Source organism: Streptococcus sp. oral taxon 061, from assembly GCF_964211575.1.
Classification (GTDB): domain Bacteria; phylum Bacillota; class Bacilli; order Lactobacillales; family Streptococcaceae; genus Streptococcus.
On the sequence record NZ_CAXOQQ010000001.1, the window covers coordinates 266448 to 278364 of the forward strand.

15 protein-coding genes are annotated in these 11917 nt (G+C 40.0%); 14 read left to right on the plus strand and 1 reads right to left on the minus strand.

All coding sequences use genetic code 11. The features are described from left to right. The first annotated feature begins 80 nt into the window (after positions 1 to 80). The 9 genes from AB8E63_RS01320 to whiA all read left to right on the plus strand — a co-directional run bounded on the left by AB8E63_RS01320 (position 81) and on the right by whiA (position 6477). Positions 81 to 599 carry a DNA starvation/stationary phase protection protein gene (locus AB8E63_RS01320; RefSeq protein WP_368909583.1) on the plus strand — a complete coding sequence of 173 codons (519 nt, stop codon included), beginning with the start codon at positions 81 to 83 and terminating at the stop codon, positions 597 to 599. 127 nt (positions 600 to 726) lie between these two features. Continuing rightward, complete coding sequence (locus AB8E63_RS01325) at positions 727 to 1233, plus strand: dihydrofolate reductase (protein ID WP_368909584.1); 507 nt, start codon at positions 727 to 729, stop codon at positions 1231 to 1233. Next, positions 1233 to 1403 carry a hypothetical protein gene (locus tag AB8E63_RS01330; protein ID WP_000442255.1) on the plus strand — a complete coding sequence of 57 codons (171 nt, stop codon included), beginning with the start codon at positions 1233 to 1235 and terminating at the stop codon, positions 1401 to 1403. Before AB8E63_RS01325 ends, AB8E63_RS01330 begins: the two co-directional genes overlap by 1 nt. 31 nt (positions 1404 to 1434) lie before the next feature. Beyond that, the gene (clpX, locus tag AB8E63_RS01335; protein ID WP_368909585.1) at positions 1435 to 2667 is read left to right on the plus strand and encodes an ATP-dependent Clp protease ATP-binding subunit ClpX; all 1233 of its coding nucleotides are present in this window, start codon (positions 1435 to 1437) and stop codon (positions 2665 to 2667) included. Positions 2668 to 2675: 8 nt separating this feature from the next. Continuing rightward, on the plus strand, positions 2676 to 3263 hold the full coding sequence (gene yihA / locus AB8E63_RS01340; RefSeq protein WP_368909587.1) for a ribosome biogenesis GTP-binding protein YihA/YsxC: 588 nt from the start codon (positions 2676 to 2678) through the stop codon (positions 3261 to 3263). Positions 3264 to 3272: 9 nt separating this feature from the next. Beyond that, entirely contained in the window at positions 3273 to 3653 is a 381-nt protein-coding gene (locus AB8E63_RS01345; RefSeq protein ID WP_001140424.1) for a RidA family protein, read from the plus strand. A gap of 51 nt (positions 3654 to 3704) precedes the next feature. After that, a complete protein-coding gene (gene rapZ, locus AB8E63_RS01350) occupies positions 3705 to 4595 on the plus strand; it encodes an RNase adapter RapZ (protein ID WP_006151650.1) in 891 nt (296 codons plus the stop codon). Further along, the gene (locus AB8E63_RS01355; protein ID WP_368909588.1) at positions 4592 to 5569 is read left to right on the plus strand and encodes a YvcK family protein; all 978 of its coding nucleotides are present in this window, start codon (positions 4592 to 4594) and stop codon (positions 5567 to 5569) included. The genes rapZ and AB8E63_RS01355 overlap by 4 nt, the downstream gene beginning before the upstream one ends. Then, positions 5566 to 6477 carry a DNA-binding protein WhiA gene (gene whiA, locus AB8E63_RS01360; RefSeq protein ID WP_006152058.1) on the plus strand — a complete coding sequence of 304 codons (912 nt, stop codon included), beginning with the start codon at positions 5566 to 5568 and terminating at the stop codon, positions 6475 to 6477. The genes AB8E63_RS01355 and whiA overlap by 4 nt, the downstream gene beginning before the upstream one ends. Positions 6478 to 6510: 33 nt before the next feature. On the opposite strand, the gene AB8E63_RS01365 is transcribed toward whiA, so the two are convergent. Next, entirely contained in the window at positions 6511 to 7479 is a 969-nt protein-coding gene (locus tag AB8E63_RS01365; protein WP_368909590.1) for an NAD(P)/FAD-dependent oxidoreductase, read from the minus strand. Between the two features lie 132 nt (positions 7480 to 7611). Here AB8E63_RS01365 and cdaA point away from each other — a divergent pair, with 132 nt between their 5' ends. The 5 genes from cdaA (at position 7612) to AB8E63_RS01390 (ending at position 11917) form a co-directional block, all read left to right on the plus strand. Next, complete coding sequence (gene cdaA, locus AB8E63_RS01370) at positions 7612 to 8469, plus strand: diadenylate cyclase CdaA (RefSeq protein ID WP_368909591.1); 858 nt, start codon at positions 7612 to 7614, stop codon at positions 8467 to 8469. Further along, on the plus strand, positions 8456 to 9247 hold the full coding sequence (locus AB8E63_RS01375; RefSeq protein ID WP_368909592.1) for a YbbR-like domain-containing protein: 792 nt from the start codon (positions 8456 to 8458) through the stop codon (positions 9245 to 9247). Before cdaA ends, AB8E63_RS01375 begins: the two co-directional genes overlap by 14 nt. A gap of 26 nt (positions 9248 to 9273) precedes the next feature. After that, on the plus strand, positions 9274 to 10623 hold the full coding sequence (glmM, locus tag AB8E63_RS01380; protein WP_368909593.1) for a phosphoglucosamine mutase: 1350 nt from the start codon (positions 9274 to 9276) through the stop codon (positions 10621 to 10623). A gap of 66 nt (positions 10624 to 10689) precedes the next feature. Continuing rightward, positions 10690 to 11064: a DUF1149 family protein gene (locus AB8E63_RS01385; protein ID WP_004252208.1), complete on the plus strand. Its 375-nt coding sequence runs from the start codon at positions 10690 to 10692 to the stop codon at positions 11062 to 11064. Between the two features lie 4 nt (positions 11065 to 11068). Then, positions 11069 to 11917: a DegV family protein gene (locus AB8E63_RS01390; RefSeq protein WP_368909594.1), complete on the plus strand. Its 849-nt coding sequence runs from the start codon at positions 11069 to 11071 to the stop codon at positions 11915 to 11917.

The window sequence follows — 11917 nt, forward strand, 5'->3', positions numbered from 1 at the left end:
GCTTTTGTCTACTAGGAGTAGTATACTGATGTAGTAATCAATAAATATGGTTGCAAAAATTATATTACGAGGTGAGAAATATGGTTGAATTAAAAAAAGATGCTTTAAAAGATGTAACAACATTATCTAAATCAGCGCCTGAAGCGCTAGTAAATACAAAGGAAGTTTTGAATCAAGCCGTAGCTGACTTGTACGTAGCACATATCGCTCTTCATCAAGTACACTGGTACATGCGTGGACGTGGATTCATGGTATGGCATCCTAAGATGGATGAATACATGGATAGTCTAGATGCTTACCTTGATGAAATCAGCGAACGCTTGATTACACTTGGTGGCAAACCATACTCTACTTTGACAGAATTCCTTCAACACAGTGAAATCGAAGAAGGAGTTGGAGAATTCCGTAACGTTGAAGAAAGTTTGGAACGTGTCCTTGAAATTTATCGTTACCTTATCACTCTTTTCCAAAAAGCTTTGGATGTAACAGATGAAGAAGGTGATGATGTAACCAATGATATCTTCGTTGGTGCTAAAGCTGACCTTGAAAAAACAGTCTGGATGCTTGCAGCAGAATTAGGACAAGCACCTGGTTTGTAAGATACTGTATTTTTCTAAAAATCCGTAGAAGTTTTCTACGGATTTTTTCTATTCAAGAGGGCATTCCAAAACAGTCTTTTTTGAAGATTTTTGATAAAATAGAACTATCAATAAAAAGGATGAAAGCATGACAAAAAAAATCGTAGCCATCTGGGCTCAAGATGAAAAGGGTGTAATCGGAAAAGAGGAACGCTTACCATGGCATTTGCCTGCAGAGTTAAAGCATTTTAAAGAAACAACCTTGAATCATGCCATTTTAATGGGCCGTGTAACCTTTGATGGAATGGGACGACGTTTGCTTCCAGGACGTGAGACCTTGATTTTGACGCGCAATCCTGAAGAATCAATTGAAGGAGCACTGGTTTTCCAAAATGTTGAGGATGTTTTAGACTGGTATCATCATCAGGCTAAAAATCTCTATATCCTTGGTGGCAAGCAGATTTTTCAGCTTTTTGAACCTTATCTCGATGAGATTATTGTGACACAAATTCATGCTCAAGTTGAAGGGGATACCTATTTCCCAGAAGATTTTGACTTGACTGCTTTTGAGACTGTTGCAAGCAAATCTTATTCCAAAGATGAGAAAAATGTCTATGATTTTACCATCGAATATAGAAAGAGAAAGGAAGTCTAATGGAGCGTAGTATTTTTGGATTTTTTACAGCTCTTTTGTGTGCTGTCTGTCTTGTAGCTGGAACACACGCTTTTCGTAAAAAGCGCTTTGGACTTGCTACTCTGCTTTGGCTTAATGCTTTTACAAACTTGGTGAATAGCATTCATGCTTTTTATATGACCTTATTTTAGATAGAATGAATAGTTAGAACGGAAGGGAATCATGTCTACAAATAGGAAAAATGATATGATGGTTTATTGCTCATTTTGTGGCAAAAGCCAAGAAGAAGTTAAAAAAATAATTGCTGGGAACAATGCCTTTATCTGTAATGAATGTGTAGAGTTAGCTCAGGAAATTATTCGTGAGGAGTTGGCTGAAGAAGTTTTGGCGGACTTGTCTGAGGTACCAAAACCAATCGAACTCCTAAACATTTTGAACCACTATGTGATCGGTCAAGATCGTGCTAAACGTGCTTTGGCAGTGGCTGTATATAACCACTACAAACGCATCAATTTCCATGACACTCGTGAAGAGTCAGAAGATGTGGATTTGCAAAAATCAAACATTTTGATGATTGGCCCAACTGGATCAGGGAAGACTTTCCTTGCTCAGACTCTTGCTAGAAGTTTGAATGTACCTTTTGCTATTGCTGATGCAACGGCATTGACGGAAGCTGGTTATGTAGGTGAGGACGTTGAAAATATCCTCCTCAAACTCTTGCAGGCAGCTGATTTTAACATTGAACGAGCAGAGCGTGGGATTATCTACGTTGATGAGATTGACAAGATTGCCAAGAAGAGCGAGAACGTGTCCATCACGCGTGATGTATCTGGTGAAGGTGTTCAACAAGCACTCCTCAAGATTATCGAGGGAACTGTAGCTAGCGTACCTCCTCAAGGTGGACGCAAACATCCACAACAAGAAATGATTCAAGTAGATACCAAGAATATCCTCTTCATCGTGGGTGGTGCCTTTGATGGAATCGAAGAAATTGTCAAACAGCGTCTTGGTGAAAAAGTTATCGGTTTCGGACAAAATAACAAGGCTATTGACGAAAAGAGTTCATACATGCAAGAAATCATTGCAGAAGATATTCAGAAATTCGGTATTATTCCTGAATTAATTGGACGCTTGCCTGTCTTTGCAGCCTTGGAGCAGTTGACAGTAGATGACTTGGTTCGCATTTTGAAAGAGCCAAGAAATGCCTTGGTTAAACAATACCAGACCTTGCTTTCATATGACGATGTAGAGCTTGAATTTGACGATGAGGCTCTCCAAGAGATTGCTAACAAAGCTATTGAACGCAAAACTGGTGCGCGTGGTCTTCGCTCAATCATCGAAGAAACCATGCTAGATGTTATGTTTGAAGTTCCAAGTCAAGAAAATGTGAAAACAGTTCGTATCACAAAAGAAGCAGTTGATGGAACAGCCAAGCCAATCCTAGAGACAGCCTAGAGGTGACTATGGAAATCAATACACACAATGCTGAGATTTTACTGAGTGCTGCCAACAAGTCCCACTATCCGCAGGATGAACTTCCTGAAATTGCTCTTGCAGGACGCTCAAATGTTGGTAAATCGAGCTTTATCAATACCATGCTCAATCGAAAAAATCTAGCTCGTACCTCTGGAAAACCAGGGAAAACACAACTACTTAATTTCTTTAATATTGATGATAAGATGCGTTTTGTAGATGTACCTGGTTACGGTTATGCCCGTGTGTCCAAAAAGGAACGCGAAAAATGGGGACGCATGATTGAGGAGTACTTAACCACTCGAGAAAATCTTCGAGCAGTGGTTAGTCTCGTTGACCTTCGTCATGATCTGTCAGCAGATGATGTACAGATGTACGAATTTCTTAAATATTATGAGATTCCTGTCATCATTGTGGCGACCAAGGCAGACAAGATTCCGCGAGGTAAATGGAACAAGCACGAATCAGCTATTAAAAAGAAATTAAACTTTGATCCAAGTGATGACTTTATCCTCTTTTCATCCGTAACAAAAGAAGGAATGGACCAGGCTTGGGATGCTATTTTAGAAAAATTGTGAGGAATACATATGGCAAAAACAATTCATACAGATAAAGCTCCAAAGGCAATCGGACCTTATGTTCAAGGAAAAATCGTTGGCAACCTTTTGTTCGCTAGCGGTCAAGTTCCACTATCTCCTGAAACTGGAGAAATCGTAGGAGAAACGATTCAAGAACAGACCGAACAAGTCTTGAAAAACATTGGAGCTATTTTAGCAGAGGCAGGAACAGATTTTGACCATGTTGTTAAAACAACTTGTTTCTTGAGTGATATGAACGACTTTGTTCCTTTTAATGAGGTTTACCAAACAGCCTTTAATAAGGAGTTTCCAGCTCGTTCAGCTGTGGAAGTAGCTCGTCTTCCTCGCGATGTAAAAGTCGAAATTGAAGTCATCGCAGAGATTGGATAAGCGAGTTGAAGTTTGGTTCTTCCAAGCTTCTTTTGATATAAGGAGACTATGATGACAATGAAACAACTTCACCTGGTGATTGTAACAGGGATGAGTGGTGCAGGGAAAACTGTAGCCATTCAGTCCTTTGAAGATTTAGGATATTTTACCATTGATAATATGCCGCCTGCTCTCTTGCCAAAGTTTTTGCAGTTGGTAGAGACCAAGGACGATGACCACAAGTTAGCCCTAGTGGTGGATATGCGTAGTCGTTCTTTCTTCTCAGAGATTCAGGCTGTCTTGGATGAATTGGAAAACCAAGATGATTTGGACTTTAAAATCCTCTTTTTGGATGCGGCAGATAAGGAATTGGTGGCACGCTATAAGGAAACTAGAAGAAGTCACCCTCTTGCAGCAGATGGTCGTATTTTAGACGGAATCAAGTTGGAACGCGAACTCTTAGCCCCATTAAAAAATATGAGCCAAAATGTGGTTGACACAACAGAGTTAACTCCTCGTGAACTTCGCAAGACTATTGCAGAGCAATTTTCGGACCAAGAACAAACTCAGTCCTTCCGTATTGAGGTCATGTCTTTTGGCTTTAAATACGGCATTCCAATTGATGCAGATTTGGTATTTGATGTTCGTTTCTTGCCAAACCCATACTATTTGCCAGAACTTCGTAATCAGACAGGTGAAGATCAGGCAGTTTATGACTATGTCATGAACCATGAGGAATCTGAAGATTTCTACCGTCATTTGTTAGCCTTGGTTGAACCAATCCTACCAGGCTACAAAAAAGAGGGCAAATCAGTCTTAACTATTGCGATTGGTTGTACTGGTGGCCAACACCGAAGTGTTGCTTTTGCCAAGCGTTTAGCAACTGACCTATCAAAAAGTTGGCCTGTAAATGAAAGTCATCGTGATAAAGACCGAAGAAAGGAAACGGTAAACCGTTCATGAGAAAACCAAAAATTACGGTGATTGGTGGGGGAACTGGTATTCCTGTTATTCTGAAAAGTTTACGGGAAAAAGATGTTGAGATTGCTGCTATTGTAACAGTAGCAGATGATGGAGGCTCTTCAGGAGAACTTAGAAAAAATATCCAACAATTGACACCTCCTGGGGATCTTCGCAATGTCCTCGTAGCCATGTCTGATATGCCTAAGTTTTATGAGAAAGTATTTCAGTATCGCTTTTCTGATGAGGCAGGTGCTTTTGCTGGTCATCCATTAGGAAACATTATCATAGCTGGATTATCTGAAATGCAGGGCTCAACCTATAATGCCATGCAATTGCTGAGTAAATTTTTCCATACTACAGGGAAGATTTTCCCATCAAGTGACCATCCTTTGACACTCCATGCTGTCTTTAAAGATGGATCAGAAGTTGCTGGGGAAAGTCACATTGCAGATCATCCAGGTATGATTGACCATGTCTATGTGACAAACACTCTAGATGATGAAAAACCGCAGGCTAGCCGTCGTGTTGTCAATACCATTCTTGAGAGTGATATGATTGTTTTGGGACCGGGATCGCTCTTTACTTCGATTTTGCCTAATATTGTTATTGAAGAAATTGGTCAGGCTCTTCTGGAAACTAAGGCTGAAATTGCCTATGTCTGCAACATCATGACTCAACGTGGAGAGACAGAACATTTCTCAGATAGTGATCACGTAGAAGTCTTGCATCGTCATTTGGGCCGTCCATTTATCGATACTGTCCTTGTTAATATCGAAAAGGTTCCGAGGGACTATATGGATACCAACCGTTTTGATGAGTATTTGGTGCAGGTTGAGCATGATTTTGAAGGTTTGCGTAAGCAAGTCCCACGTGTCATTTCATCCAACTTTCTACGCTTGGAAAATGGGGGAGCCTTTCACGATGGTGATTTAATCGTAGATGAGCTCATGCGGATCATACAGGTGAGAAAATGAGTTTTACAGTAGCAGTAAAAGAAGAAATTTTAAGTCAGCATCACCTGAGTCGTCATGAATTGTCAGCTATTATCAAGATGTCGGGTAGTATTGGTTTATCGAGCTCTGGTTTGACCTTGTCCGTCATTACAGAAAATGCTAAGTTGGCCCGTCATCTCTATGAATCTTTCTTGCACTTTTATGGCATCAAGTCTGAGATTCGTCACCACCAGAGAAGTAATCTACGGAAAAATCGCGTCTATACTGTATTTACGGATGAGCGAGTCCAGGAACTTTTAGCAGATTTGCGTTTGGCCGATTCTTTCTTTGGTTTGGAGACTGGGATTGATCCAGAAATTTTAGGAGATGAGGAAGCAGGTCGTGCCTATCTCTGTGGAGCCTTCTTAGCGAATGGCAGCATTCGTGATCCCGAGTCAGGGAAATATCAGTTGGAAATTAGTTCGGTTTATCTAGACCACGCCCAAGGGATTGCTTCGCTCTTGCAGCAGTTCTTGCTAGATGCAAAGGTTATCGAACGAAAAAAGGGGGCAGTGACCTATCTTCAGCGAGCGGAAGATATTATGGATTTCCTGATTTTAGTGGGAGCCATGGAGGCGAGAGATACTTTTGAAGGCGTCAAGATTCTCCGAGAAACTCGGAATGATCTCAATCGTGCTAATAATGCAGAGACAGCTAATATCGCTCGTACGGTTTCTGCGAGCATGAAAACCATCAACAATATCAGTAAAATCATTGATACCGTAGGTCTAGATAGCCTACCAGTAGATTTGCAGGAAGTAGCGCATTTGCGTATTCAACATCCGGACTACTCTATCCAACAATTGGCAGACAGTTTGACAAATCCACTCACAAAAAGTGGTGTCAATCATCGACTGAGAAAGATTAATAAAATTGCTGATGAACTGTAAAAACCACGAATCCTAGGATTCGTGGTTCTTTTCTTATAGACTTGTAGAGTGTTTTGGTTGCACTTTTTGTTGAGGGTCAATGTAGTTAATGGCATTGTTTACAGCAGTTGGTGCTTCACCAAGACCTGTTGCAATCAAGTCAATCTTACCATCGTAGTAGCAGCAGTCACCGATAGCGTAAATTCCAGCTTGGCTTGACTCCTGCTTGCTATTGACGATAATCTTGTGACGGTTAAGGTCGAGTCCCCAGTTTTTAAGATTACCAACTGATGATTTGAAGCCATAGTTGACAAAGAGGTGGTCCAACTCAATGGTTTCAGTCTCATCGGATTTGACTTTTGCGATTTCAAGTTTGTCAAGAGTTTTTCCATCTCCAAGAAGTTGACTTGGCACAAATGGTGTTTTGATGCTAACAGATGATTCTTGAAGGGCTTGGACACTATGTTCGAGGGCCCGGAAGTTATCTCGACGATGAACAAGTGTAGTTGGAGCAATCTTTTCAAAAGCTAAGGCCCAGTCCACAGCAGAGTCTCCTCCACCCAGGATGGTTACTTTCTTGCCAGCATATTGTTGAATATTAGACACATGGTAGTGGATGTTCTCACAATTTTCAACACCTTCTAATTCCAGTGGACGCGGTTTAAAGGCACCTCCACCCATAGCGATAATGACAGCTTTGCTAGTATGAGTTCCTTTAGTGGTTGTAATCTTAAATACATCATTCTCTTTTTCAATGTCAAGAACAGTTTCATTGAGATGTGCTGGTGTATCAAAACCTTTTAGTTGTTCTAAGAGGCGATTAGTTAGTTCTTCACCAGTGAGATTTGGGAAACCTGGGACATCAAGAATTTGTTTTTCAGGATAAAGAATGGCAGGTTGGCCACCTAATTGAGGAAGAGAGTCAATGATTTGTACTTTAGCTTGACGTAAATTTGCATAAAAGGCTGCGAAAAGACCAACTGGGCCACCCCCTATGATGGTAATATCATATAATTCAGACATGGTTTCTCCTTGTTTCATTTTTATCATTTTATTCTATCATATTTTCTGCCAATTTAAAATGAGGTAGGGGGGAGAAAATTTCCATTAAAAATGGTATAATGAAGAGAAGCTTTTTTGGAGAGGGGACACAGGATGAATTTTCAGCAATTATCTAATCTTCAATACTGGTCTAGTTTATTTTCCAGTCCTTGGAGTATTGCGATAAATGTGATTGATATTCTAATCGTTGCTTATATCTTATATCAATTTACAAAATCAATTGCAGGAACCAAGATTATGATTCTGGTTCGAGGCGTTATAGTTTTTATCTTGGCTCAGATTGCGGCTAATTTTTTGGGCTTGACGACTATTTCCTGGTTGATTAATCAATTGATTACCTATGGAGTTATTGCAGCGGTTGTTATCTTTTCTCCAGAAATTCGGACAGGTTTGGAACGATTAGGTCGAGCTACGGATTTCTTTTCAAATACTCCTATGAGTTCAGAAGAGCAGATGGTCCAGGCTTTTGTAAAATCGGTTGAGTATATGAGCCCACGTAAGATTGGAGCTTTGGTAGCTGTTCAACGTGTGAGAACCTTGCAGGAGTACATCGTTACAGGAATTCCTTTGGATGCTAAGATTTCTGCTGAGTTATTAATTAACATCTTTATCCCAAACACACCTTTACATGATGGTGCAGTCATTATAAAAGGTGATCGAATAGCTGTAACATCTGCTTATCTTCCACTTACTGAGAACACTGGTATTTCTAAGGAGTTTGGGACACGACACCGTGCAGCCATTGGTTTATCAGAAGTTTCAGATGCCCTTACTTTTGTTGTGTCAGAAGAAACTGGAGGTATATCCATCACCTACAATGGTGTCTTCAAACATGATTTAAGTTTGGAAGAATTCGAGGAAGAACTACGTCGTATTCTGATACCTAAGGATTCAGATGAACCAAGCTTAAAAGAACGTTTATTGGGAGGGTGGAATAATGAAAAGAAATAGTCTTTATATCATCACCTCACTCCTCTTTGCATGTGTCCTATTTATCTATGCAACATCAATCAATTATCAAAACAATACTAATGCGAGACAAACTAAAACTGAAACCTACACCAATACAGTAGTCAATGTACCGATTGATATTCAGTATGATAGTGCGCAGTATTTCATTAGTGGATTTAGCTCAGAAGTAACGGTGTTTCTAACAGGTTCAAATCGGGTGACTTTGGCCAGTGAGATGAAAGAGAGCACTCGTAAATTTAAAGTGACTGCGGATTTATCACAAGCTACAGAAGGAACGATTGAAGTTCCCTTAACCATTGAAAATCTTCCAAGTGGTTTGACAGCTGTAGCAACACCACAAAAGATCACAGTCAAGGTTGGTAAGAAAGTTACTCGAGATAATGTACCTGTTGTACCTCAAATTGATTCTAGTCAAATTGATGAGAAGATTATAATCGAACGTGTGACTGTTTCTGATGAAAAAGTTTCAGTAACCAGCGACGCAGATACTTTGTCTAAGATTGATCGCATTGTTGCAGTTTTGCCAACGAGTGAAAAAATAACTGGGAATTATTCAGGGTCAGTACCTTTACAAGCTGTCGACAGGAATGGGACCGTTTTACCAACAGTTATTACTCCTTTTGAGGTTACTATGAAAGTAATAACTAAACCAGTCCGAACAACAAATAGTTCAACGACAACAAGTAATGCTTCAACTGTAGAAAACTCATCAACGACAGCAGCAGAAACGAAGCCAGATAATTCAAAGCAAAATTAACATTAAACTAGAAAAGGATTATAAAAATGGGTAAATATTTTGGAACGGATGGAGTCCGTGGAGAAGCAAACGTAGAATTAACACCTGAATTGGCTTTTAAACTAGGCCGATTCGGAGGATATGTTCTTAGTCAACATGAGACAGAAGCGCCTAAGGTTTTTGTAGGACGCGATACTCGTATTTCAGGGGAAATGTTAGAAGCAGCCTTGATTGCTGGTCTCCTTTCAGTGGGAATTCACGTTTATAAACTTGGGATACTTGCTACGCCTGCAGTAGCATACTTGGTGAAAACTGAGGGGGCAAGTGCTGGGGTCATGATTTCAGCAAGCCACAATCCAGCTCTAGATAACGGGATTAAATTCTTTGGTGGAGATGGCTTTAAACTAGACGATGAAAAAGAAGCAGAAATCGAAGCATTACTAGATGCTAGCGAAGATACTCTTCCACGTCCAAGTGCCGAAGGACTTGGTACTGTAGTTGATTATCCAGAAGGCTTGCGTAAATATGAAGCCTACCTTGTTTCGACTGGAACTCCTCTTGAAGGAATGAAAGTGGCCTTGGACACTGCAAACGGAGCAGCTGCAACAAGTGCCCGCCAAATCTTTGCAGACTTGGGTGCTCAATTAACAGTTATCGGAGAAACTCCAGACGGCTTGAACATTAATTTGAATGTTGGTTCAACTCATCCAGAAGCCTTGCAAGAACTTGTAAAAGAAAGCCAATCTGCTATTGGCTTGGCCTTTGATGGTGACAGTGACCGTCTGATTGCGGTTGATGAAAATGGCGAAATTGTCGATGGTGACAAGATTATGTACATCATCGGTAAATACCTCTCTGAAAAAGGCCAATTAGCACAAAATACAATTGTAACAACAGTTATGTCCAACCTTGGTTTCCATAAAGCCTTGGATCGTGAAGGCATTAATAAAGCTGTCACTGCTGTTGGAGACCGCTATGTCGTTGAAGAAATGAGAAAATATGGCTACAATCTTGGAGGAGAGCAGTCAGGTCACGTTATCTTGATGGACTATAATACCACAGGTGATGGACAACTTTCAGCTGTTCAATTGACTAAGATTATGCAAGAAACCGGTAAGAGTTTGTCTCAGTTGGCTTCAGAAGTGACGATTTACCCACAAAAATTGGTCAATATCCGTGTTGAAAATGCCATGAAAGAAAAAGCCATGGAAGTACCAGCTATCAAGGCTATTATCGATAAGATGGAAGAAGAGATGGCAGGTAACGGACGTATCCTTGTTCGCCCAAGTGGAACTGAGCCACTCTTGCGTGTCATGGCCGAAGCTCCAACAACTGAAGAAGTAGACTACTATGTGGATACTATTGCTGAAGTTGTGAAAGCAGAAATCGGAATTTAGGAAAGTTAGCAGAAAATAAGAAAATATGTTACAATGTCAAAGTAAATTGTAACCATGGAGAATATGATGAATTTAAAACGTGAACAAGAATTTGTTAGTCAGTATCACTTTGATGCACGTAATTTTGAATGGGAAAATGAAAACGGAATTCCTGAAACAAAGGTTGATGTCAATTTCCAACTACTTCAACATGATCAAGAAAACCAAGTGACTTCTCTCGTAGTTGTTTTGAGCTTTATGATTGTCTTTGATAAATTTGTTATCAGTGGTACTATTTCTCAAGTCAACCACGTTGAAGGTCGTATCGTTGATCAACCAAGTGACTTTAGTCAAGAAGAAGTTGAGACGCTTGCTCGTCCTTCTTTGGATATGCTAAACCGTTTAACTTATGAAGTAACGGAAATTGCACTAGATTTACCAGGAATTAATTTGGAGTTTTAAAAAAATGAAATTAGCGGTCATAACAGACTCATCTGCTTTTCTACAAGCGGAAACCTTGCGGAAAGAAGATTTATTTGTGCTTGACATTCCTGTGAATATCGACGGACAGGAGTATGTTGAAGGTGTAAATCTAACCGCTCAAGAATTTTATGAAAAAATGGCTCGTTCATCTGAACTACCTAAAACAAGTCAACCAAGTATTGCTAAGTTGGATGAAATTTTATCATCATTAAAAGAAAAAGGCTATACTCATGTTTTGGGTCTCTTCCTTTCTTCTGGAATCTCAGGGTTTCACCAGAATATCCAGTATATGACGGATGAGTTCGAAAGTCTAACCATTGCTTTTCCTGATACTCGAATTACAAGTGCACCACTAGGATTCATGGTGGAAAGTGTGTTTCAATGGTCTGAGCAGGGAGATGATTTCCAGTCTATACTAGATAAGTTAACAGAACAGATTGAAAATACTTCTGCCTTTATCATGGTAGATGACCTTGATCATCTGGTTAAAGGTGGTCGTTTATCAAATGGTGCAGCTATTTTAGGGAATCTTCTCAGCATTAAACCAATTCTCTATTTCAATGACCAAGGTGTTATCGAAGTTTATGAGAAGGTTCGTACAGAGAAGAAAGCAACAAAACGTTTGGTTGAAATTGTCAAAGAAGTAACAAGTAATGGAAATTATCAGATTACTGTCATTCACGGGAATGCTCCTCAAAAAGCAGCAGACTTGCGTCAGCTTTTGTTAGACGGCGGAGTAGCTACAGACATTTCAATTGCAACCTTCGGTAGTGTCATCGGGACCCACCTTGGAGAAGGCAGTATTGCTTTAGGTTATACACCAATCGTCTAG